The 24826-nt window shown below is 41.6% G+C and carries 22 protein-coding genes; 16 read left to right on the top strand and 6 right to left on the bottom strand.

All coding sequences use genetic code 11. From position 1 onward, the window contains the following. The first annotated feature begins 318 nt into the window (after window positions 1–318). Window positions 319–894: a DUF2062 domain-containing protein gene (locus DFP82_RS05325; protein ID WP_227686660.1), complete on the top strand. Its 576-nt coding sequence runs from the start codon at window positions 319–321 to the stop codon at window positions 892–894. Between the two features lie 69 nt (window positions 895–963). On the opposite strand, the gene DFP82_RS05320 is transcribed toward DFP82_RS05325, so the two are convergent. The 3 genes from DFP82_RS05320 to DFP82_RS05310 are packed head-to-tail and all read right to left on the bottom strand — an operon-like array spanning window position 964 to window position 3262. Further along, window positions 964–1272 (bottom strand): hypothetical protein, encoded by a 309-nt coding sequence (locus DFP82_RS05320; protein WP_245905646.1) that lies wholly within the window; start codon window positions 1270–1272, stop codon window positions 964–966. Between the two features lie 26 nt (window positions 1273–1298). Further along, window positions 1299–1979: a lipoprotein-releasing ABC transporter ATP-binding protein LolD gene (gene lolD, locus DFP82_RS05315; RefSeq protein WP_110922693.1), complete on the bottom strand. Its 681-nt coding sequence runs from the start codon at window positions 1977–1979 to the stop codon at window positions 1299–1301. Window positions 1980–2026: 47 nt separating this feature from the next. Then, a complete protein-coding gene (locus DFP82_RS05310; RefSeq protein ID WP_110922692.1) occupies window positions 2027–3262 on the bottom strand; it encodes a lipoprotein-releasing ABC transporter permease subunit in 1236 nt (411 codons plus the stop codon). A gap of 506 nt (window positions 3263–3768) precedes the next feature. Here DFP82_RS05310 and DFP82_RS05305 point away from each other — a divergent pair. Beyond that, window positions 3769–4743: a hypothetical protein gene (locus DFP82_RS05305; RefSeq protein WP_110922848.1), complete on the top strand. Its 975-nt coding sequence runs from the start codon at window positions 3769–3771 to the stop codon at window positions 4741–4743. Between the two features lie 113 nt (window positions 4744–4856). Here the strand turns inward: DFP82_RS05305 and DFP82_RS05300 are convergent, their stop codons facing one another. Continuing rightward, window positions 4857–5246 (bottom strand): SCP2 sterol-binding domain-containing protein, encoded by a 390-nt coding sequence (locus DFP82_RS05300; RefSeq protein ID WP_110922691.1) that lies wholly within the window; start codon window positions 5244–5246, stop codon window positions 4857–4859. A gap of 847 nt (window positions 5247–6093) precedes the next feature. On the opposite strand from DFP82_RS05300, the gene ccoN reads away from it, so the two are divergent. The 6 genes from ccoN to DFP82_RS05270 all read left to right on the top strand — a co-directional run bounded on the left by ccoN (window position 6094) and on the right by DFP82_RS05270 (window position 12326). Next, a complete protein-coding gene (ccoN, locus tag DFP82_RS05295; RefSeq protein ID WP_110922690.1) occupies window positions 6094–7575 on the top strand; it encodes a cytochrome-c oxidase, cbb3-type subunit I in 1482 nt (493 codons plus the stop codon). 9 nt (window positions 7576–7584) lie between these two features. Then, window positions 7585–8223, top strand: a complete 639-nt coding sequence (ccoO, locus tag DFP82_RS05290; RefSeq protein ID WP_110922689.1) for a cytochrome-c oxidase, cbb3-type subunit II — start codon at window positions 7585–7587, stop codon at window positions 8221–8223. Next, the gene (locus DFP82_RS05285) at window positions 8223–8402 is read left to right on the top strand and encodes a CcoQ/FixQ family Cbb3-type cytochrome c oxidase assembly chaperone (protein ID WP_057760804.1); all 180 of its coding nucleotides are present in this window, start codon (window positions 8223–8225) and stop codon (window positions 8400–8402) included. Before ccoO ends, DFP82_RS05285 begins: the two co-directional genes overlap by 1 nt. Then, window positions 8402–9565 (top strand): cytochrome-c oxidase, cbb3-type subunit III, encoded by a 1164-nt coding sequence (gene ccoP, locus DFP82_RS05280; RefSeq protein WP_110922688.1) that lies wholly within the window; start codon window positions 8402–8404, stop codon window positions 9563–9565. The genes DFP82_RS05285 and ccoP overlap by 1 nt, the downstream gene beginning before the upstream one ends. A gap of 420 nt (window positions 9566–9985) precedes the next feature. Continuing rightward, complete coding sequence (gene ccoG, locus DFP82_RS05275) at window positions 9986–11389, top strand: cytochrome c oxidase accessory protein CcoG (protein ID WP_110922687.1); 1404 nt, start codon at window positions 9986–9988, stop codon at window positions 11387–11389. Window positions 11390–11735: 346 nt separating this feature from the next. Next, window positions 11736–12326: a FixH family protein gene (locus tag DFP82_RS05270; protein ID WP_110922686.1), complete on the top strand. Its 591-nt coding sequence runs from the start codon at window positions 11736–11738 to the stop codon at window positions 12324–12326. A gap of 107 nt (window positions 12327–12433) precedes the next feature. On the opposite strand, the gene ttcA is transcribed toward DFP82_RS05270, so the two are convergent. Next, a complete protein-coding gene (gene ttcA / locus DFP82_RS05265; protein ID WP_425450592.1) occupies window positions 12434–13441 on the bottom strand; it encodes a tRNA 2-thiocytidine(32) synthetase TtcA in 1008 nt (335 codons plus the stop codon). Window positions 13442–13801: 360 nt separating this feature from the next. Here ttcA and queC point away from each other — a divergent pair, with 360 nt between their 5' ends. From queC to DFP82_RS05235, 6 genes are all read left to right on the top strand, one after another. Next, a complete protein-coding gene (gene queC, locus DFP82_RS05260; protein WP_110922847.1) occupies window positions 13802–14581 on the top strand; it encodes a 7-cyano-7-deazaguanine synthase QueC in 780 nt (259 codons plus the stop codon). A gap of 235 nt (window positions 14582–14816) precedes the next feature. After that, on the top strand, window positions 14817–15146 hold the full coding sequence (locus DFP82_RS05255) for a hypothetical protein (RefSeq protein WP_110922684.1): 330 nt from the start codon (window positions 14817–14819) through the stop codon (window positions 15144–15146). 272 nt (window positions 15147–15418) lie between these two features. Continuing rightward, the gene (locus tag DFP82_RS05250; protein ID WP_181416251.1) at window positions 15419–15916 is read left to right on the top strand and encodes a peroxiredoxin; all 498 of its coding nucleotides are present in this window, start codon (window positions 15419–15421) and stop codon (window positions 15914–15916) included. A 222-nt stretch (window positions 15917–16138) separates the two neighbouring features. Continuing rightward, complete coding sequence (locus DFP82_RS05245) at window positions 16139–17629, top strand: dihydrolipoyl dehydrogenase (protein WP_110922682.1); 1491 nt, start codon at window positions 16139–16141, stop codon at window positions 17627–17629. Between the two features lie 151 nt (window positions 17630–17780). Further along, the gene (locus DFP82_RS05240) at window positions 17781–18977 is read left to right on the top strand and encodes a mechanosensitive ion channel family protein (RefSeq protein WP_245905645.1); all 1197 of its coding nucleotides are present in this window, start codon (window positions 17781–17783) and stop codon (window positions 18975–18977) included. A gap of 245 nt (window positions 18978–19222) precedes the next feature. Next, complete coding sequence (locus DFP82_RS05235) at window positions 19223–20536, top strand: hypothetical protein (protein ID WP_110922680.1); 1314 nt, start codon at window positions 19223–19225, stop codon at window positions 20534–20536. Window positions 20537–20701: 165 nt separating this feature from the next. On the opposite strand, the gene DFP82_RS05230 is transcribed toward DFP82_RS05235, so the two are convergent. Beyond that, window positions 20702–21364, bottom strand: a complete 663-nt coding sequence (locus tag DFP82_RS05230; protein WP_110922679.1) for a LuxR C-terminal-related transcriptional regulator — start codon at window positions 21362–21364, stop codon at window positions 20702–20704. Between the two features lie 188 nt (window positions 21365–21552). Between DFP82_RS05230 and rlmKL the strand changes: the two genes are divergently transcribed. Then, the gene (gene rlmKL, locus DFP82_RS05225; protein ID WP_110922678.1) at window positions 21553–23859 is read left to right on the top strand and encodes a bifunctional 23S rRNA (guanine(2069)-N(7))-methyltransferase RlmK/23S rRNA (guanine(2445)-N(2))-methyltransferase RlmL; all 2307 of its coding nucleotides are present in this window, start codon (window positions 21553–21555) and stop codon (window positions 23857–23859) included. 342 nt (window positions 23860–24201) lie between these two features. Next, window positions 24202–24777, top strand: a complete 576-nt coding sequence (locus DFP82_RS05220; RefSeq protein ID WP_110922677.1) for a TerD family protein — start codon at window positions 24202–24204, stop codon at window positions 24775–24777. Window positions 24778–24826: the final 49 nt, after the last annotated feature.

Below are 24826 nucleotides of genomic sequence, written 5' to 3'. Positions count from 1 at the left end.
CCTTGCTTGATGATATAAATATTATGATATGACTAAATATAGTCATTGGTTACGATGGGCAGCAACCTACCATCATAAACAACCTGCCACCACAGAGAAGTATTGGCATAAAATCGAGTCCAAACGAGCGGTAGCTAATACGTCATACAATGGCATTTATATTTATATTACCCTATACTGCTCATACATAGTACGATGACGATATTCTGACATTATCATACTATATAATTTCACCCGTATTTTTTATTAATAATATTACCTTATAACAGTCCATCAAGATAATTGGTCGGGCTGTAGTTAACGATTAAAGGCAATCTTGTGCCCCAAAAACGTCTAAAAAGCCTGCTTCCTACACCAGAGAAAATTCTAGAAAGTCGCACATTAAAACTGTTTGCACCGCATTTAGCTGATCCACGATTATGGCACTTTAATCGTCACAGCCTAAATAAAGCGGTCTACATTGGTGTGCTTAGCGCATTTTTTCCATTGCCGGGACAGATGCTAATAGCGTTGGTTGGTTCATTAATCTTCCGTGCTAATGTTCCGATGGCGCTCGGTTTGACTTGGATTACCAATCCGCTTACTAGCTTGCCTATTTTTTATGCTGGTTATTACATCGGCGCCAAAATTATCGACGCACCCGTGCTCAGTCTTCGACTTATTGGACGAATGATCGCTGATTTTAGTTTATGGGTATTGTCAGATGGTGCCAATCCATTTATTACCTATCGCGGCACTGTATCGATTGCGGCATTTTGTATTGGACTCACGATTTTAGCAGTGTTGACTAGTATTATTTGTGGGTTAGCATTCAAAGCTATTTGGCGCTATAAAACGGTTGTCAGCTGGCAAAACCGTCAGGATATACCTTCTGACAAACCGCCTGAATCCTAAATTATGCTAGATGCCATTAGATTATAGATTACTAACAGCATCAACTGTCTGTACGCTAGGCTATCTACACTACACGTCTTTGCTATTTTCTATAGCTTCCGTGATATTACTGGTGAGATTGCTATCCATCACAAAGACCTCAATCACCTCTTCACCTTTGAATAGTGTATAGCGTTTGCCTGTTGCACTATCTTGGGCTTTGAGATCGTAATCAACACCAGCCAGAGTTATAGCATCAAAGACAGGTGTCAGCAGATCTATCTGTGCCTGTCTATTAATCGTATCGAACAATGCCGGATCCATATAAGAATGTAGCGGCGCATTACCTTCTTCGGCACTGCCAAAAGCTTCGATTGGATCTTCATTTTCATTCATCATGTTTATCCTTGTCAGACATAAGGGGCTTAATACTGTTCCCAATGACCATTGCGCAATAGTAGCTGACGATCTGCCAATGCGGCCAGATTGCGATCATGCGTCACCATCAATAGTGCCGTTTGCATCGTGTTTTGTAATTCGGTCAACAGTCCGAAAACGCTTTGGGCATTATCATAATCCAAATTACCGGTTGGCTCATCTGCTAAGATAAGCGATGGCTTGGTTACAAGTGCACGGGCAATCGCCACACGCTGACGCTCACCACCTGATAACTCGCCTGGTCGATGCATCAAACGATGCTCAAGACCGACACTTTCTAGGATATCAATCGCTTGTTGACGTGCTTCAGTTGTTGATACTTTTGGTCGCATCAGTAGCGGCATAGCGACGTTTTCGATAGCCGTAAATTCAGCCAACAGATGATGAAACTGATAAATAAACCCTAAATGCTTGTTACGCATCGCACCACGTTCGGTTTCATTCATGCTATTTAATAATTGACCATGTAGCCACACTTCACCCGTAGTAGGTGTATCAAGACCGCCTAGCAAATGTAGCAATGTACTCTTACCTGAGCCACTGGTACCAACGATAGCAATACGTTCGCCAGCCTTAACCGTCAAATCCAAGCCAGTCAATACTTGCGTACTGACTGCCCCTTCATCATATATCTTGTTGATGTTTTTCGCCTCTAAAATGGCAGACATGGTATTTCCTTTATTCTATTTATATAGTTGATACTTTATAAAATTATTTACTCATAACGCAATGTTTGTGCTGGCTGAATTTTAGCCGCGCGACGTGCTGGATAAATCGTTGCCAAAAAGCTCAATACAAACGAGGCACCAGTAATCAACACCACATCTAGCAAACGCAACTCTGATGGCAAATAGTTCACAAAATACGCATCAAATAGGTTCAGGTTAAAGACTTGATTGATGAAACCCAAAATATCGCTGACTGTGAGGGCAAATATCACACCCAATATCGTGCCAGCAACCGTACCGATGACACCGATGACCACACCTTGAACCATAAACACTTGGGTAATCAAACGAGGTGATGCACCAAAGGTTTTTAAGATTGCAATGTCCGCTTTCTTATCAGTGACAAGCATGACGAGACTAGAAACGATATTAAAGGCTGCAACTAATATAATCAAAAAGAGCAGTAAGCCTACCATCGCTTTTTCCATCTGAATGGCACCAAACAGATTGCCATGAGTCTGTGTCCAATTATTTGGATACAATCTATCAGGGGCAATCGCAGCTGCTTTCTCTGAGGCAATTGGCGCAGTAAAGATATCGTTGAGCTTCATACGGACACCCTGCGCACCCTCTGGCAAACGTAACAGTTTTGCAGCATCACCCATAGGAATAAAGGCCATCAGACTATCGACTTCTGGACTGATGGTGAAGATACCCGTCAAGGTAAAGCGCTTAAATCGCGGTATGACACCGGCTGCTGACGGTGATGCCTCTGGCAGAACTAACGTGACTTTATCACCGAGTTGCAATCCTAATGATTGCACCATCTCTTCACCCAGCACAATACTAAAGTCACCGTTTTGCAAGGTATCAATACTACCCTCAACCATGTGCTCATTGATAATAGAGACCTTTTTTTCATACTCAGGTTCAATACCTGTGACCATAATCCCTGCAACCTGACCATTTGAGGTCAACATCCCTTGCAGTTGGATAAATGGCGCTACTGCTGCCACTTCTGGGTCTTCTTTGATCTTGTCTGCCAACTGTTCCCAGTCACTAATAATCTCGGATGAGACGACCGTTGCTTGCGGGACCATACCCAAAATACGGGTTTTTAGCTCCCGATCAAAACCATTCATGACCGACAACACCGTGATTAATACGGCAACCCCAAGAGTCAAACCAATCATCGAGATCAGCGATATAAAGGAGATAAAACCATTACTACGCTCTGCTCGGGTATATCGTAAGCCGATAAATAACGCTAAAGGACGAAACATATTCAAACTCTTTATCTTATCTACGTGCGACTTTATATATAGTCGGTTCAATATAATTTGGATACAAGGAAAGCGAGTGAAAGTACTACAAATAGTAAACTAAGCGAGACTGACACCGTATCCAACTTATAAAGTATTGGCTATATGCTATAAAACGAGCACACAAACTGGGTTTCAGACGGGCTTAAGACAGCCGTCAAAAGGGAGCTAGTTTGACACAAATCGGCTGATATGTGCCAATCATTAGCAAAAACTGAGTATGTTTTTTGCTAAAAAATAGGGTTTTGTTACTATTTTTTATGTGGGACTTGCTATTACTTGCGTCAATACCTATATATTGTATGCTAAGGACAATTGTCATTACCCATTCATTGTAGTTTGTTGACCTTTTGCTGATGACAACGTTGCTAGCCATCATAGACCCATATTTAGCATAGTAGGTTATGATGACCAGCAATCGCAGCTTTAGCGACAGACTTCACGCTGACTTAATTTTGAGTACTCTCATGACCATTAATTACCAATATAAAAACATCCAATCTCCTACTAAGGTAACCTTAACTGACGAACAATCTGCAGGTCACGCTGATCATTGGCGAATTTTGACTGATGATATGAGCCATGACGTACCAGAATGGCTACAGAAAATGATCGAACAAGCAGCGATGCCTAAAGGTCTTAATAGCAATGTCAGCTCGCAAGACAGCTGCCTATTACTATCTGAAAATCAGCCCTGTCACATCAATCAAGTGTTGGCGATGAAAAATGGTAAGCCTGAGTGCTTTATCAATGCCTACCCTTGTGTCGATAGCCCATATGGTTTGAATTGTAAAATTGAGCGTATCATCGCTAATGACAAATCACATGATGCTGTACTACGCTTACATACGGCTGATGGCAGTATCATTTATGCATTTGATCAGCTTTATACCACCAATCGTCATTTATATCAGCGAGATACGTCGTACTTCGTAAACCTTAGCGCTTGGGCGCACGAGATCAAACACAGCGAACAAAACGAAGTGATTATGGTCGAAGATCAAGAGTCGATTCGCTATCATCGTGCCTTTAATGACATTGTTGCCGCCAATGATGGAAAGATACCAGACGATTTACAAGAGCAAATCAAAGAATGGAAACCTGAGACCAAAGAACAGATGGCGCCTGTCGAGATCAACTTAGGTCATATGTGTGCATATCTCTTTGGCGATACACTAGGACAAGAAGACGAAGCATGGTGTCAAGGTCAAGTGCTTGGCAAACAAGAGACTGTCTTCAATGGCAAATCTATTATTTTGTTTGATGTCGTCATACTACGTGAACAAGACGCAGATCCATTTGTGATACGTGTTGGTGCGCTCAACACCGCAGAGACAGCCATCATTAAAGTGCATGATTATATACAAGCCAACGTTTGGCTACAGGCGGCTATCTATAAGCAAAACCAAAAAAGCACAACACAACAATCAAAAGCTAGTTAATCAAACAAAAACATGTTGCTATTAAATCTATCAATAAAAAAGCCTCTAATATGAATTAGAGGCTTTTTTTATGTCAACTAGGGCGTATCACATAAAACCATGTGAATATAAAACTACGCCATAGTCGTCATAGATTTGATACGAGAGTACAGTTCTTTTTGTTCAGTGCTTGGGCGAGCAGTCTGTACTGCCATCAATTGTGACATATCGCCTTCAACACGAATTTTACCGCTCATAAATGCACCCATGATTTGATTGGTATCAAAATCAGTGATGATAGATTGCAAGATACTGCGATCAAGTAGCAAGGTAGTGGTCGCCGCGTCATTTAATCCGCGATGTAATAAGCCATTAGTGAAGTTGGCTTCAATATCTTGATCCGTATCAGATAATTTCAAGTTGACGATCATATTTGCAAGTGCTGGCGGTAAGTTAAGCTCGCCCGCTTCTTGACCCATTTGCTCAACTTGCTCAAACCATTCATTTGTCAAAAAAACTGCCATATTATTGTCCTTAATTAGTATTATGTGAGGCTAAGGTTTTATTCACCCTCGCCTGACTGAACATCAAATTATAAAATAGTTTCTGATAGCAACGATATAAAAACGCTGCTACCCATCATATTTAGCCTCATTATAAGGGTCGACTTGATGATAAGTAAAACTTATTTACATGACTCATGCTGCCATTGTTACAAGATTCTTTTTCATACTGACAGTAACGTATGACAATCACTATCCATTTCTAACCAAAGACCGCCTCTAGAATCATGACAAAATTGTGTATAAAATAGGTGGATAGCGTAGCAATAATAAGTTGCTCGCTAGAGTTTTTACCAAAGAGTTTGTATTTTGCCGCATAGTTCTGATGATATTTGATTAGGATTGCGTTACAATACCCTTAAACAGAGTCGGGAGTTTTAACTAAACATTACGTAAACATGTTTTTTTGTCAGCCGCCGCTAGCATACGTCTATGGTCAGTGCATTTTCATGGCCCTATGGATATTGGTATCTATCTTCATTGGTACAGATTTATTGGTAATAATTAAGATAAATACTTAGCCTCATTAGATGTTTGATGCTCAAAAACGGCGCATTTTCTTATTCACCTTAACAGTTATTAATAATCCTACTATCGATTGGCCATGAGCGCTGTAATTTTAAATGCCTCTGTACATGAGCACCAGCCAATATATGGCTTAGATTGATAGCTAATAACGTTAAAACTATAAGCAATCCAAAAAACAGCATGTACCGCAACTACTATTTGACCATCAATTATTATGATGCAAATAGTGCGGAGAGTTAGTTAATTCTGTTGATAATTCGGGCTGTAAAGGAATCATCCAATGAGTTTACAAAACACAGCAGTCGCCCCAGTGGACCGTGAGTACGAAATTACTATCGTAAGATTTTTTGCGATAATGGCCGTAGTTTGGGGCATCGTCGGCATGAGTATTGGTGTGTTCATTGCTTCACAGTTAGCATGGCCAGCACTCAACTTTGACATTCCATGGCTGACTTTTAGTCGCCTAAGACCGCTTCATACCAATGCGGTCATTTTTGCGTTCGGTGGCTCTGCCCTGTTCGCAACGTCTTACTATATTGTTCAACGTACCTGTAAGACAAGATTATTTGCGCCTTATTTAGCTTGGTTTACCTTTTGGGGTTGGCAAGCGGTTATCGTATCAGCAGTTATTACCCTTCCTCTAGGTTTGACCTCGACTAAGGAATACGCTGAGCTTGAGTGGCCAATCGATATTTTGATTGCTTTGGTATGGATATCTTATGCCATTGTCTTTTTCGGTACGCTCATCAAACGTAAAACCTCACATATATATGTAGCTAACTGGTTCTTTGCAGCTTTTATTATTACGATTGCACTACTGCATATCGTAAACAGCATGGCGATTCCTGTTAGCGCATTTAAATCTTACTCGTTATTTGGCGGTGCAACTGATGCGATGGTGCAATGGTGGTACGGACATAACGCGGTAGGTTTTTATCTAACGGCAGCATTCCTTGGGATGATGTACTACTTCGTTCCAGTACAGATTGGCCGCCCTATTTACTCGTACCGTTTGTCTATCGTTCACTTTTGGGCATTGATTGCTTCATATATGTGGGCTGGTGGTCACCATTTGCATTATTCAGCGCTTCCAGATTGGACGCAGTCATTAGCAATGGTATTCTCAATCATCCTATTTGCACCATCTTGGGGTGGTATGATTAACGGTGTACTAACGTTATCGGGTAGTTGGGATAAGTTACGTACCGATCCAATCATTCGCTTTATGATTGTTGCATTGTCGTTCTACGCCATGTCGACGTTCGAAGGCCCAATGATGTCTATTAAGACAGTCAATGCGCTATCGCATAACACGGATTGGACAGTAGGACACGTACACTCAGGTGCGCTTGGCTGGGTTGGTATGATTACTATTGGTTCACTATACGTATTGTTACCACGTATCTTCAACAAACCAAAAATGTACTCTATTAGCTTAATCACCACGCATTTCTGGTTAGCGACTGCAGGAACGATCTTCTATATCGTGTCTATGTGGATTTCAGGTATTGGCCAAGGCATGATGTGGCTTGCTACCAATCCAGATGGTACTTTGGTATATAGCTTCGTTGATACTGTTGAGTTCTCACATTTCCCATATATTGGTCGTGCTTTTGGTGGCTTCTTATATGTGTCGGGCATGTTTGTGATGGCATATAACGTTTATAAAACACTTAAGATGCCAGAAGGTAAGCCTGTAGATGTGGCTGATCCAACGGATCATGAAACTAGTGTTGATAAACCTTCAGCAGCTAACGTATAAGGAGCTATCATGGCTGGTACACCGCATGAAATTATTGAAAAAAATACAGGCTTGTTGGTCATCGGTATCGTTATTGCTATTAGCTTTGCAACGCTAGTTGAAATCGTACCATTAATATATGACAACAAGGGTCCTGAAGAAGGCGGGGTTAACGCTCCCCTTCCCACTATGGAACCTTGGACTGCACTAGAATTCGAAGGCCGTGACATTTATATTCGTGAAGGTTGTCACGTATGTCATACCCAAATGATTCGTCCGCTACGTGCTGAAGTTGAACGTTATGGACCATACTCGCGTGCTGCAGAATCAACGTGGGATCACCCATTCTTATGGGGATCTAAACGTACTGGACCTGATCTAGCACGTGTTGGTGGACGCTACTCTGAAGACTGGCAAAAGCAGCATTTGATCAATCCACGTTCATTGGTTCCTGAATCAGTAATGCCTGGCTTCCCTTGGCTTGCTGAGAATGAAGTGGATGGTGCAAACATTCAAGAAAAAATGCGCCTATTCCGTGATCGCTTTGGTGTTCCTTATACTGAAGAAGATATCGAAGGAGCGCCAGATGCTGTTCTTGGTGCCACTGAACTTGATGCTTTGGTTGCCTATCTACAGCAACTAGGCACCGCGATGGAAGGACAGCGCTAATGGGTATTGGTGAATTACAAACAATTGCGACCGTTTCTGCCTTTATTGCCTTCGTAGGTGTTGCATGGTGGGCGTATTCGCCAAAAAACAAAAAACGCTTCGAAGAAGATGCACAACTTGCGCTTGATGATGAAGATATAAAGTCTTTGTCTGAAGAGCAGCGCAATAAGGATAAATGATGACATTTTTTTGGAGTTCTTGGATCACGCTAATCAGTATCGGCTGCTGGCTTTTTATTCTTGGGGTTCTGTTATTTGTTCTAAAATACAAACCTGACGTAGAAGAAGATGGCACCACTGGTCATGAATATGACGGCATCCGAGAATACGACAAACCATTGCCTAAATGGTGGCTAGTGATATTTTTTGGTTCGATCGTTTGGGGTGTTGCTTATTGGGTATTTTTCCCAGCTATGTTCCCCAAACATTGGGAAGGAATTGCCACGGTAGAAGTCGATGGTGAAACGGTACCGTGGACCTCTCATAACGAGCTAAATAGTGAGCTTGAACAGAACAACAAAGTATTTACGGCTAACTTTGAACAGAATATCTTAGCGAAAGCAGATGCCAGTGGTGCAACATCAACGTTAGCCACACTTGCAGATATGCAATCGACTTTGCGTCATAGCGAAACAGCACCAGCAGACTTAAAAGCTCAGATTGATGGCAAAGTTGCAGAACTTGCACCTTATGTTGAGAAGCTATCTGAAAATCCAAATGCTTTAAAAGTTGGTAGCCGTTTATTTTTACAGAACTGTTCTGTATGTCATGGCTCTAATGCTAAAGGTGCAACAGGTTATCCAAATCTGACTGATAATGATTGGTTGCATGGTGGAAAGCCAGAAAATATCTTGCTGACCTTACATAACGGCTGGCACATTGGTGTAGATTACAAGAAAGAACCTGCAAAACTACCAATGCCTGCTTGGCGTGAAAACCTTGGTGAAGATGGTGTGCGTGCGGTTGCTGAGTATGTACTATCAATCTCTGGCAATCAAAACGATTACGATCTAGACCAAACGTTAGTTACACAAGGTAAGACGTTATTTAATCAGCCTACTAACTGCGTACTTTGTCATGGTCCAGAAGGCAAAGGTATGGTATCTACAGGTGCACCAAACCTAACAGATAACATCTGGCTGTTCGGTGGAGAGCGTGAAACTATTCGTGACACCTTACGTTATGGTCGTGCTGGTGTAATGCCACAATGGCAGACTAAACTGGGGAATGAACGTATTATGCTGCTTGCGGCCTATGTTTATTCATTATCAGATAAGACAACACCACCTGTGACACAGCAAACTGCTGCTCCTGCTCCAACTGCAGAAGCTACTGCTAACTAATACTTTTAGTAGATTGCTCTGTAGTAAATGAATGAGATTGAAAAAAGGGAGAACTGTTATTGCAGTTCTCCCTTTTTTATATACTTTTGCTAGCATGTGTATGAAATTTGGATACTGGCTAGTGCATAACTGGCATATTTTTAGAGTAAGATATTAATTGCTTTTTATTATTATTACCCCATTTATAGTAAGGAGAATGCTAAAATAGCCGCACTCAAAAACAGCTCATTAATCGCTGATTTATGGAGCTATTTTTCATTTTCATGAAGTCATTCGTAATCGATCATTTGGTAGATGGTTTAACAAAGATTTATCCGCTACCTACTGACATTGATAACATCGTTCGCTCATACATCTTATGATTAAAGATGTTTGTTCATCATGCCAGCAAACTGATTCTTTTTTTAAAGAGGCACGTTTATGTCAGCACAACAACCCAATAAAATCCCTGTACAGCAAATTGACTTGGATGCCACCAAGCACCGTGTTCATCCTAGGTTTATCAAAGGCTTTTATCAAAATATCCGCATTATCACAATGTATGCCCTATTGGCCGCTTTTTTGCTTTTGCCATGGCTACGTTATAATGGCAGACAAGCAATATGGTTTGATGTTCCCTCGCAGCATTACTATATTTTTGGTACGACATTTCTGACTCAAGACTTTTATTTCATTGCTGCTTTTGCCATTATTGCTGCATTTATGCTATTTATGGTGACCGTTTATGCAGGCCGCGTATGGTGTGGTTATGCTTGTCCACAGACGATTTGGACACACCTGTATCAGTATGTTGAAAAGTGGATCATTGGTGATCGCAATAAGCGTATAAAGTTCGATAAAGAACCAATGAGCGCGCAAAAAGCCTTTAAACGCTCTGCTGTATATTTTATTTGGTTTGTACTTTCAGTTATCACAGCGGCGACCTTTGTAAGCTACGTCGCTGGAACAGATTATCTGTATCAAAGCTGGCAAATGATTGGTGTTGTCCCAATTCCTGATTGGCCAACATGGGTATGGGTATCGATGTTTATTTTCACCTTTGCCACCTATGCCAATGCAGGTTATATGCGTGAGCAGATGTGTATCCAGATCTGTCCTTATGGCCGCTTTCAGAGTGTCATGTTTGATAAAGATACCTTGGTTGTATCTTATGACTATGAGCGTGGTGAGCCACGTGGCACACGCAAAAAAGGTACAAATCCTGAGCATTTGGGCGACTGTATTGAGTGTACGATGTGTGTGCAGGTCTGCCCCACTGGTATCGACATTCGAGATGGTTTGCAGGTGGGTTGTATTCAGTGTGCCGCTTGTATTGATGCCTGTAATGACGTTATGGATAAAGTGGGCTACCCTCGTGGGCTCATCCGCTACACGACAGAACGACAGCTGGCAGAAAAAGAAGATACTCGTGTATTCAGTCCACGCTTATTTGCTTATTTAGCTGTTATTTCTATTTTATGTGGTGGTCTAGTTTATGCATTGACGGATCGTGTGCCCTTAGAGATTGATATTCGTCGTGACCGTAATCAGTTGTCATCCATAAACAATCAAGGCATGATTGAGAACAGTTATATTGTTAAACTGACCAATAAAACGCAGAATCCTCATGCTTATAAAATAACATTAGCACCGAAAGATGGTTTGAGTTTAGAGCTACGATTTAATGACGTACCACTAGAGGCAGGCGAAAGCTTCGATATGCCAGTTAGCATTTATGGAGATCCAGATGTTATCGATTTCGAACAGACGCCAGTCACTCTAAATGTGACCAGTGAAGATGGACAATACAAAGTCAGTAAGCAGAATGTCTTTACTACTCAATAAGCTTCAATAAACTATTGAGTGCTTCGCTAGGGCGTATCTTCATTTTAAAAATGGTGATAAAACTGAGATAAATTGCTGCCAAACAAGAAAAATAGCGCAGATAATATCGAGATATTAACCAGTTATTTGACGATGTTTGGCAAGATTTAGCCATTTTTAGCCCATTTAGATGCCTATCGAGTGAATTGAAGACACGCCCTAGTATATAATTATACATATTACCTGTTAGTCTATGACTAGCAGGTAAACCGTTTATCATTACATTGGCAGCATGTAGCCGTCAGATGGTTCGTTGATACAGTTTATAGATGTCTGACAAACCAGATATCTGATTAATAGGTACTTTATGTCTACTCCAGCATCAAACTTTAAGCATCAAGACACTCAGCCATGGTATAAAAATTACATGGTCGTTATCTTTGTGATTGGCATGCCAGCATTTGTGGTAGTGGCCTGTATCTACTTTGTTTATTACTCTTATCAGATTCGGGACAGTGTCGTACGTGACGATTGGTACATGGATGGCAAGACCCTTTATCAAGATGTGTCACGTGACAAGCTGACTTATGATTTAGACCTACATGGCAAAATGCAATTTGCTGATAATGGGGATGTTACCTTTTATTTAGATTATCCTGAGCAAAGCTTGCAATCAGGTAAATTATTGAATGGTACGCCGCTTGTTTATCCAGAACAGCTAGATCTGTCTATCTCGCATGCCACTGATATCAAAAAAGACCATGATGTGATACTAAAGCACCAAGAAGGTAATAAATATAGTGCGCGAGTCAATATGGATCCAGTAAAAGCCAAATACTATCTGCAAGTCAGTAATGGTGGTACAAACAACTGGCGTATGCAAGATGTCGCCAAGCTACCTCGTTCAAATGTTAGTTTTGTACCCTTACAAGCTTTCGAAAAAAAACAACCTGATTGATCAGACATAATCTGAAGACGTAAAAAAACCAGCCATTAGTAGATAATGAGCTGGTTTTTTATAGTCAATTTAAAGGTTTTAGCGATAGCTGGTTCAGTATAGAAACATCAAACAACTGGATTAATCGTTGGGATTTTCTGTGCTGTACGACTGACTTCTGACGCTTTATCCGATTCTGGCTGTTGCTGTTTATTACTCATAAACTTCGGACTAAACGTTTGGGTCTTTGGTGATATAGGCAAGCCAATTTCGGCAAGACTATCGGTCTGCCCTGCTTGAATATTATCCCCTTCAAACAAACGCTCGTTGTCATCACGATCAAGACTCAACCCTTCAAAGTCAAACAGTTCACGATCGGCTAATTGCGATGGGGCAACGTTTTGCATCGCTTTAAAGATAGACGCCAAACGCTGTGGATGAGCATCGTCCCATTCTCGCAGCATATCATTGATAATGGCTCGTTGTAGATTGGTTTGGCTACCACACAAGTTACATGGAATGATTGGGAATTCTTTCAATTTGGCATATTCAATGATGTCTTTTTCTTCGACATAAGCCAGCGGGCGAATAAGCATGTTTTGCTTATCATCGCTCAGTAGCTTAGGTGGCATAGACTTGAGCGTACCACCATGGAATAAGTTTAAAAAGAACGTGGCCAACATATCATCGCGGTGATGACCCAGTGCAATCTTGGTGGCACCAATCTGCTTCGCAAAGCCATATAGCGAGCCTCGACGCAAACGTGAGCAGGCAGAGCAATAAGTCTTACCTTCTGGTACCACGCTTTTAACGATACTATAAGTGTCTTTTTCTAAAATATAGTGAGCAATGCCTTGCTCGTTCAGATATGCGGGCAAAATATCTTCGGGATAGCCAGGTTGTTTCTGATCGAGGTTCACCGCGACGATATCAAAACTAATCGGTGCAATGCGCTTGAGCAATAATAAAATATCAAGCAGCGTATAACTGTCTTTGCCGCCTGACACACAGACCATCACCACATCACCCTCTTCGATCATATTAAAATCACGAATCGCCCAAGATACTTGTCTACGCAGTTTTTTCTGTAGCTTGCGGAACTGTGCTGATTGAGTAGGTGATAACTGCTCCGCCATCAACTCATCCTCAGCGGCATCATCATCTTCCATGCCATCAGTCTCTAAAGTATAGTCAGCCATACCTGCATCAGCAGACATCTCATCAAACTCTGGCGTAATTTTTGGCGTAAACAAGGTCGCTGCGGTCATAAGTTACTCAATATCTTTACAAGGGTGATTTTGCTATACAGCAAACTGCTATTACAGTGCTGTCATACATGATGGGCAAGCACTAACACTGATGCTTTAAAAGCAGCGATTATAACAAAATTTGCTAACAGTTTGAAAAGAGGACATTAAATAATGGCTTCATGGTTCTGTAACGGTTGGATTTTTGCTAAAATAACCGTTTTTCGTAAACCAATAATAGATACCATTATGACTAACGTTACCTCACAAAGTACCGCCGATAACACAACGCTTGATAGCGAATTAGATAGCCTTCATAACTACCAAAATGCCGTCGTACTATTGTCAGGCGGGCTTGATTCGGTCACTTGTTTATATTGGGCAAAGGCACGCTATGCCTCTGTGACAGCCGTCAGCTTCAATTATGGTCAACGTCATAATAGTGAACTTGTCGCAGCCAAGACTATCGCTGAGACGGCTGAAGTTAATCACAGAATTATCGATATCGACATCGCTCAACTCGGTGGCTCATCCCTGACAGATCATAGTATGATCGTTCCTGACGGTGATTCAGATAAATTCCCTAATAAAAACCGTGACGAAATCGATAACGACGCTATTCCTAACACTTATGTACCTGCCCGCAATACCATATTTTTATCGTATGCACTAGCAGTGGCAGAAGTGGCTGATGCCAACCATATCGTCATCGGGGTCAGCTCAGTCGATTACTCAGGCTACCCTGATTGCCGTCCAGAGTATATCGCAGCGTTTGAACATATGGCCAACCTTGCTACAAAAGCAGGCGTCACCGGACACCATTTATCGATTCAAACACCATTACAGCAGTTGTCCAAAGCAAAAACTATTGAGCTTGGCTTATCACTCGGTGTCGATTATGGGCAGACCATTTCTTGCTACCGTGCCGATGAAAACGGCCTTGCTTGCGGTGTGTGTGATAGCTGTACATTACGTCGTCAAGGCTTTGAACAAGCTGGCGTTGCTGACCCTACCCACTATCAATCTTAGTAAATAGTATAAGCTGAGTCTTATTAAGATTCATACTAAATAATGGCAGTGCTCAACATTAGCGCAACATTCGCTTGCATTAACACAGCATGTCGCCATTGTATTTTAGTCAATATACTTGCTATGGTATGGGCGATTGCCTTTATTGAAAGACACAAGTGTCCATATCAATCATCAACTATTAGTGTTTTGCGTACAAAATATAAAAACTGATGCCACCTGTAAGAGGATGTTTATGAAGTTACTACCAATATTACCTTTAGCTCTAGCTGCTATTTTTGCGATGCCACAAGCGAACGCTGCTGATATCAAAAAAGAAAATATCAATACTTGCATTGATGGTGCGGTCAAATACAAAGTCGCGGATAAAGGCACTGCTACCAAGCTGTGTAATTGCACCATTGACGTCCGTAGCAACATGACCATCGGTCAAATGTGGGAAATAGAAAGCTACGCGCAAGATAAAAAAGACCCTTCTGGCCTACCCTATGTCAAAAAAATGCAAAAAGAGCTGCAACAATGCACCGTTGGCTTAGACTTAAAGCAGCCACAAAAACCTGCTTAGCCTGCAACTTGCTGAACATACAAAAGACTGGTCATTACCAGTCTTTTTTGTTGGGAATAGACAAGTAAAATGTAAAACTCATTATGAATTCTAATGAATCCCCCTATAATAAGAATACGATAACTAAATACAGCCAATATATAGTTGATTCAGTTTAAAGAAGAGACAAGGCAACCGATTGCAGATGTATATGTGATACGTCAAGCGAGGTTAACGCTGTCACTCCTTTATAGAGGGTTGACTATATCATCAAAATTAATAAGGACTTTATAATGGCAAAGCCAACCACAGAAAACCTCACACTACCTGAGTTCCCAGTCACGATAGTACGAGAGCTAGATGGCAACTTCGTCCATGACGAGATAAATTTAAAAGAGATGATCAGCAATACCAATAAAGGACTCATTCTTTACTTTTATCCAAAAGACAATACGCCTGGCTGTACCACGCAAGCGACAGAGTTTACCGCTCATCTCAATGATTTTGATGAACTAGGCTATGACATCATCGGTGTCTCACGTGATAGCGTTGAGTCTCACGAAAAATTCATCGCTAAACAAGACCTAAACATCGCGCTTATTAGTGATACTGACGAAAAACTGTGTCAGTACTTTGACGTTATTAAAGAAAAAAATATGTATGGGAAAATAACGCTCGGCTTAGTCCGTTCCGCATTTGTTTTCGATACGGATGGCACCCTAACTCACGCTCAGCGCAATCTACGTGCCAAAGGCTACACCGAACGGTTGCTTGAAATATTAGCACCTTAATCAACATAGCCTCTTAACCAATATAGCCATAAATCACGACAGTCATAAATGATATAAAGTTACTTTTGTATAAAACCATTTTTATATAAAGTCACTTATATATAAAGTTACTTATATACAAAGTCACTTTAAAATAAGCGCTGACAATAACGACAATAATAACGCGGTGCCAAATACCAATAAAAGCATTCAAGGCTACCGCCTCTATAATGTGAGAATACTATGAATAAACAATCTGAGACTGGTGTTGATAATGCAGGACCCAAAGTCACTCGCAAAGTATCTGTAGCCGTCATCGGTGCAGGTACCGCTGGTCAAAATGCCTTTCGCCAAGCCAGCAAAATTCATGACGACATTGTCATTATCAATGATGGCTTTTGGACAACCACTTGTATCCAAGTCGGCTGTATGCCAAGCAAACTGTTGATTGCAGCCGCTGAGCGTGCTCATGATGCTAAAAGTTCTGCTAAGTTTGGTGTTCATGCTACCGTTCAGATAGATGGCAAGCAAGTCATGCAGCGTGTCCGTGATGAGCGCAATCACTTTGCTAGCTACATCAAAAAGCAAGTCGAGGGATGGCCTGACGATAAGAAGATAGATGGTCGTGCTCATATCAATAAGCAGGGGCTTATCGAAGTCAATGATGAACTAATCGAGGCAGAGCAAATCATTATCGCGACTGGTAGCTCTCCGTTCATTCCAGACGGTTGGACGGATAAGCTGGGCGATACGATACTCACTTCTGATAGTGTCTTTGAGCTCACAGATTTACCAAAGTCAATGGCAGTCGTTGGCGCAGGTGCGATAGGGTTAGAAATAGCTCAAGCGTTGACACGTTTGGGCGTGGACGTGACATTATTCAATCGAGTCAAACGTGTTGCCGGACTCAAAGATGACGATATCAATAACAAAGCGATTGATTGCCTGAGTGGTGAGTTAACCATGCACTTGGGTAGTGAGATTAATAACGTCGGTACCCAGACAAATGCAGAGCATAAAGCAGCATTTATTGATTATGAAGACAGTGCTGGCGAGTCGAAACAATGGCAAGGTGAATACGTACTGGTCGCAACAGGACGCCGTAATAATATCAAACAGCTAGGCGTTGAAAACCTAGGTGTCGAACTTGATGACAAAAATCGCCCAAAATATTTGAGTAAAAAAACAGGCAAGATTGGTGATTCAAACGTTTATATTGTGGGTGATGCCAACACACATATTCCATTGCTACATGTGGCCAGTGATGAAGGCTATAGTGCGGGAAGTATGGTTTGCGAAAACGAAGAAAATGCCTATATTCGCCCGCCCGCCACACCCTTCTCTATCGTGTTTTGCTCACCGCAAATCGTCAATGTTGGTATGTCCTTACCAGAAATTCAACAAGACTCAAATCTAGAGCATGTGATCGGCAGCGTCAGCTTTGACAATCAAGGCCGTAGTCGTGTGATGGGCGTCAATTGTGGTCTATTACATATCTATGGCTGTAAAAAAACGGATAAGATTTTAGGTGCTAGCATGGTGGGCCCTGACGCTGAATATATTGGTCATATTTTGGCATCAGCGATTACCAATGATTTGAGTGTCAAAGACATGCTTGACACGCCTTTTTATCACCCAACGATATTGGAAGGTCTACGCACTGCTTTACGTGATGTACAGCATAAAATGGAGATACCTTATCAGTATCAAGATACTCAGAAAAATAGCTCTTAATTATCAGCTCAGCCGCACCTGCAAAACAGGTATACTCAGTGTCAATCAGCACATCTCTTGTGTTTGATTGCACTGATGATTTAAGGTAACTTATAATCCTATATCTTATGTTAAATACTTTGCATATACCAAAATCTGCATGGACCAAAAAATGCCAATCGCTAGTATTACTGATTTTTTCAAAGAGATCATACGTGATCTCCATACTAGCCTCTATCTTGCGCTTGGTGGATCTGCAGATGAAGAGTCACTTGACTGGTCATCTCAAGCAGTGGATCTGGCAAGTACTGGCATCAAAATCCTAATACTGCTTGCGGTATTAGGGTTTTTTTATTGGTTGGCTATTTATATCCTCAAGCAAAGCAAAGCAAAGATACGTTTAAATGAGCGTCGAACTAAAATTGTTCGCTCAGTGCTACGTTATATATGGGTTGTGGCCAGTTTAATCGCCATTATGAGTCAGATTTACTTTGAACCAGATACCATCAAAGCGACGGTAAAGGCCAGTACCTGGGCCGGTATCTATTATGTGCTCTGGGCCTCCTCGGGACAAATCATTCACAGAGTGCTACAGCATTATGGCCTCAACGCCTCCATAGAGCAGCTCCTTAAAAATATCTTGTCCGTGCTGCTATTGGTACTCGGACTTGCCAGTGTTATGGCGCAGTTTGGCTTTGATATCGTCTCACTAGTAGCGGGTTTGGGTATTGTAGGTTTAGCAGTCGGTTTTGCTGCTCAATCGACGCTTGCTAACTTTATCGCTGGTATTACTATTTTACTTGAGCAGTCCTTTCAAGTTGGCGACTGGATTCATATCAATGAGAATGAGGGCCGTGTGGTACTCATCGCCTTACGTACCACTCACATTCTGACTCGAGACAACATCACTGTCATTATTCCAAACTCTAATGTTGCCTCCTCCGAAGTGATTAACCTAACCTCCAAAAACTTTATACGCTTTGATGTTCGTGTACGTATTGCTTTCGAAGATGATATTGACACTGCCCGTAAGGAGATTTTGCAAGTACTGACCGACACTGAGGTGGTACTTAGCCGTCCTGAAACCTCGGCCACCGTAGCAGAGATTGGTGAGTATGGTGTGTTCTTTATTGTACGGTTTTGGGTGAAACCAGCAGCTGTGGCACGTATGCCAAAAATCAAAGAACATTTGAGAGAAGATATCAAGTGCGCTTTCGATGCAGCAAACATCTCAACGCCTTATCCACATATGCGTTTGCTGATGCCAAAAGACGTCGACTATCCCATAGCGACTAAACCCTTTGCAACGACGACACAACGGGTAGCACCAGACAACCATGCTCAGCCTGAAAACAACATTCAGCCTTAATATCAAATAAAACCAATAATAGTTTATGGCTGTTCTGTTAGCGTAATAAAAAAATTATGCACTCAATAGACTGTTTATTACATTGCTAATTGATGACATGCCCTAACTCTATACCTGTAGATATCTACAGGTACATCTTTGATAAATCCTTGTTATGCTGCAAACAGATACTAATAGACCGTTGAATAGGTTTGACAAAATATCTAGGGGCATAATCAATTGATTACTGACAGGGAGTTCTGCGCATGGAAATCAAATTAAGACTCACTCAAGCTTTGAGCATAGCTGGTGCTAGTTTAATATTGACAACGGGAGCATTTGCAAATCAACTGATTAATGGAGGCTTTGAGCTAAGTCCGCCTGCCAGTGGGTTTGGCAACCATATAGGTCACCCTATTACTCCTTGGGTATTAGGTTCGGGTAATTCTTCAAACGTCATCAGAACCAACCAAGGCATTAATTCCACGGGAGATGGCCCTCGGAGTGATGCATCGGGTACTGCGTCAGGGACTATTAGACATTATCTTGATATTACTAATGGAAGTAATGACTTCTATCAAACTTTCACATCATCCTGTACTGGTGAAGCAACTTTTGGTGGCTACTTTTCTACAAGAGGCGATAGTGGAGGCAACGCTACTGTCACCTTGCGTAACGGAACAGGATTTACTGGTTCAATCGTTGGTCAATCTAACCCTGTCGCTCTCTCAGGTGGTAACTCTCACACAGACCCTTGGACTTTGGTGTCTTACACTGGCCAAGTACAAGCAGGTAATACTTATTCATTAGTCATAGCGATGGATAATTCAATGAATTTTGATGAAGCCTTTGTCAATATCAAAGGTTGTGCTGACGATGGCGATGGCGGTACTGGACCGGGTCCCATAATTTTTGATGAGGCTACAAATTTAGGTGATTTGGTTCCAATAGATTTTGATGATGTCGTCATTAATATACCTGCTGATAACTGCTGCCCACCCATCAATGAAGAAGCTATCATTCGACAATTAACCCCGGTATTTCAACCCGGTGGCGGATCAAATGCAAAATATCGTCTTAATTTCTCAGCGACATCACAATTTAACAATCAGATGCAAAGCTACTTGAACTATGTGCATAGCATGAAGCCACCTATCAATGCATTGATATCCAAATGGACTATATATGATAAAGGACCAGGTGCATTAGGTTCACCCGTACCTACGTCACCAGGTTGGGGCACTAGTATTGACGCATTTTATACCAATTTCCACATCACTAATCCTATAAATCATGGTAATACTTCATCAAGTTATGACATGAAACCGAACAACTGGTATCGTGTACAAGTAGGTACATATTTTAATGGTGGTAACAAATTCTTCCCCCAAACATGCGAATCTGCTGATTATTGGGTTAATTGGCAAGTTGGCGGAAACAAGTCGTCTGGCTCTAATGGTAGTGCCGGTAGCTTCGTCATTAGTGATGGTAAGAAAGAGATTGCTAGAGTCAAAGTGGAATCTAAAGCTCAGCCTAAATCTATGTCAATGAAAAAAAGCGCTACTCTAAAACGATTCTAAAATAGATCTATAACTCTTTAGAGAAACCTGACAAGAGAGTAATGGAGAAGTCATAGAATTTTGAAGACGTTAATTATCAATTAATAAACCACCTATCATTTTATGATGGGTGGTTTATTCGTTAATGTAGACTCCAATTTAGTGCTACCGCTTCTTCAATCCAGCTCAACCATTTTTCAAATCATATACTTTTAAGTCAATATCTATCAGCCCATGATTGACTGCTTGTACTATGGCATGTGTACGGTTAGAAACTTCTAGCTTTCTAAGGCAGTTGCTCATGTGAAAGCAAACGGTCCGCTGTGAGATACCAAGATCGCACGCGATTTTTTTATTGCTATCCCCTTTTACGATGCAGGTTAGCACTTCAATTTCGCGATTAGTGAGTTGGGGTTTATTGATTTCTGCTGTGATAGGTTTCAGACTAGCGAGTAATGACGGGGATATGAATTTTTTGCCTGTACGAACCTGCTTAATAATGGCTAATAAATCTACAAAGGCCGTATTTTTTAACACATAACCTGACAATCCAATATTGAGTAATTGCTTTGCTTTAGCACCATCATTGACAGTAGTCAATGCAATCAATTGCGTGATGAGTGATTGCTTTTCGACCGAGAGAATGATGTTTTCGATACTCATGCCAGACATGGTGACATTCATTAAGACAATATCTGGCTCATACTGTTCTATTAGATGTAATGTTTGATCGCCATCAGTCGCATGGCCTACAACATTCAACCCTTCTACACGTGCAAGCAAAAGTATCAAACCCTCCAAAAATATTGGATGGTCATCTGCTACGATTACTGTGGTTATCGTCTCCATTTTTTTAGTATAAAACAAATATTGCGTTAACTTACCAGTTTATTACTGGTTTATTAACTACTGTGACATTCAATCTTATAATCCTAGATAGCTTTTAAACTAAACTTATTGAAATATGGTAAAATTGCCGGTTAAACATCTTACTCTATGATGTGCATTAATTATCAATTTAGCCCACAGGTATCCGTATGACCGAAACAACCGCGCCCTCAACTTTAGTAGCAGCTTCGCCAGAGTTGTCGCTTGACCTTATCATCACTTGTGCCGATGGGCTTGAGGCACCGCTACAGACCGAACTGACCAGTTTTGGTATTGCCAGCGAAGTCAAAAGTACGGGCCGTTTAGCGGTTACAGGTACTTTGCGCGACCTATATACTATTTGCCTTTGGTCGCGAGTCGCCTCTCGTGTGTTAATGCTGATTAAACGTAAAAACATCAATGCCGAGTACGACGTGGCTGAGCAGATTTATGGTTTGGCAAAATCGGTTAATTGGACTGAGCAATTTAGCTTGGAGCAAACGTTTGCGATTCGTCTCTCTGTAGACAAGCGCGTTGCCGTTAGCCAGCAGTTCGCCATGCTGCGTATTAAAGATGCGATTGCCGATACCTTCAATGAAGTTTATGACAGCCGTCCTAACGTCGATAGCAAAAATCCAGATTTTTCTATTTTTGCCACCGTAAATGACAAACAAGCTGAACTATATTTAGATTTATCAGGTACCAGCTTGCATCGCCGTGGCTACCGTGTGGCCATGACAGACGCACCTTTAAAAGAAAACTTGGCTGCCGCCCTGCTTTATAGTGCTGGTTGGCATAAAAAGAACGAAGAGGGTAATGCGCCTTTCTACAATGCCTTAATCGACCCTATGTGTGGCTCTGGAACGTTCATCATTGAAGCGTTACTCATGCATTGTGATTATGCGGTTGGTATCGATAAAGCCGCCAATCAATTTGGTTTTTATCAATGGCAGCATCATGACGATGTGCTCTGGCAAGAAATGATTAATGATGCACAGACACGTTTCCGCGACGCGTTGGAGATTGCAAACGAGCAGCCTGACACCCTACCGCTAATCTTAGGTTTCGACGCTGATAGTGGCGCGATTCTCGCCACAGAAAAAAACATCATTGCCGCAGGCTTACAAGATTTACTGCCGCTGCTCGATATCGAGACACGCGCCCTTGACCAGTTGGGTGCTGTACTAAGCCCCCTCGTCAGTGATGGTCGATTGAGCAATCCTTTAATCATTACCAACCCACCTTATGGTGAGCGTTTGGGTGATGAAGAAATGATTAAGCCATTATATCAAGCGATTGGTCTTATTTTGCAAGATAGCTTTGCCGGTAGTGGTGTTGATCCAATGCTTGGCATACTGGCATCTCATGTCGAACAAGTCGATATCTTACCAATTAAAGAACCAAAAACGTTGCGTTGTCATAATGGTGCCATCACCGTTTATTTCCGCTATGGTACCTTGATTGCAGGACAAACGGGCAACCTCGTGAGTCGCTTTGAAAAACGTGAGATTGAAGTAGAGGATGGACAAGACTTCATCAACCGCTTGCAAAAAAATCTTGCCAAGCTTAAAAAACTGGCGAAAAAAGACAACGTCAGTAATGTACGTGTCTACGATGCTGACCTGCCAGATTTCAAAGTCGCGATTGACTTATATGGCGACTACGCTCATGTGCAAGAGTATGCACCACCAAAGACTATCCCACCTGAAACAGCTAAAAAGCGCTTCAACTTAGCATTGATGGGGATACGTGAAGTGTTCGGTATTAACCGCGAACAAATCTTTATCAAAACGCGTGCACGCCAGTCTGGTAATGATCAATATAGCAAGCAGAACACCACAGAAAAACGTGGCAAGTTTCATGTTGCGCGCGAAGACGGCGCTTATCTTTACGTGAATTTTACAGATTATCTTGATACCGGTCTGTTCATCGATCACCGTAACATGCGTGCACGAATCAAGGACAACAGCCGCGGCAAAGCGGTATTGAACTTATTTGCTTATACCTGTACAGCGAGTGTTCACGCTGCATTGGCTGGCGCGAAAAAAGTCACCAGTGTCGATTTATCACAGAACTATCTAGATTGGGGCAAGCAAAACTTTGTACTCAATGGTTTGGACGTTAGCCGCAATAAATACCAATTCGTTGCTGCTGATATCTTCGAATGGATCAAAGACAATACCGAGCAGTTTGATATTATCTTCATTGATCCACCGACCTTTTCAAACTCTAAAAAGTTCCAAGGTACTTTTGACGTACAACGTGACCATGCTGCCCTTATCAATCGCGCCATGAATCGCTTAACGTCAGATGGTGTGTTGTATTTCTCAAACAACTTTACCCGCTTTGAGCTCGATGAGCAGTTGACTGAGCGCTACGATATTGTTGAGATTACGCAAAAAACCATTGGCTTTGATTTCAATATCAAAAAGCCAATCCATCAGAGCTTTGAGATTCGTCATCGTCAAAGTTTTTAAGCGATAGTCTATAATCTTATGGCTATGGCTGTCACCAGAGCTTTTAAATGACAGCTTTTAGATAAGCGCCTACAGATGACTAATCATATAAACGGTCATCTATAAGCCACTAAATCTTAAGTTTTACGCTCAATTTTTTATGAAACATAACAATGACCCAATCAGCTTTGATTGGGTCATTTTTTGTTGTTATGATAGGGCGTTATTAAGCAATAGTTTTGCGGCGATAGTTTTTTGATAATGTTAATCCCACTATCTACTTTTCTCGCTTAGCTGTACTTCTTTGCATGGTTATTGCTTTAATATTGCACCTCTCCCTACTCTAATAACAAGGATATTCTCATGGCTTTATCACTTAATAAAGGCGGTAATTTATCGCTAACCAAAACGGATCCAAACCTAACCAAGCTACTTATCGGCCTTGGCTGGGATGAGCGTGCCACATCAGGTGCAGAGTTTGATCTTGATGCGAGCGTATTCTTGCTAAGTGGCGCTGGTAAAGTGCGCGGCGACCATGACTTTATCTTTTATAATCAGCTTAAATCTGACAATGGTGCCGTTGAACATACTGGTGATAACCGTACTGGCGAAGGGGATGGTGATGATGAAGTTATCAAAGTAAACCTAACTCAAGTGCCTGCTGATGTCGACAAAATTGTCGTCACCGTGACTATTCATGATGCTGCAGCACGTAGTCAAAACTTTGGCCAAGTAGCCAACGCCTTTATCCGTGTCGTTAATGAAGAAACAGGCACCGAAGTCGTACGTTTTGATTTGGCTGAAGACTACTCTGTCGAGACGGCAATGGTATTTGGCGAAGTATATCGCCATAACGGTGAATGGAAATTCCGCGCCGTTGGTCAAGGCTATTCAGGTGGTCTACAGGCGATGTGCCAGCAATATGGCGTTGATATTTAAAACCCTATTTTATTAACATTTAGGTGGTTATCAGTCGTCGTTATCACGT

It is taken from the genome of Psychrobacter fozii (assembly GCF_003217155.1).
Lineage (GTDB): Bacteria > Pseudomonadota > Gammaproteobacteria > Pseudomonadales > Moraxellaceae > Psychrobacter > Psychrobacter fozii.
Note: the sequence above shows the minus strand (reverse complement) of the source record. Positions and strands in the feature narration are given on the sequence as shown.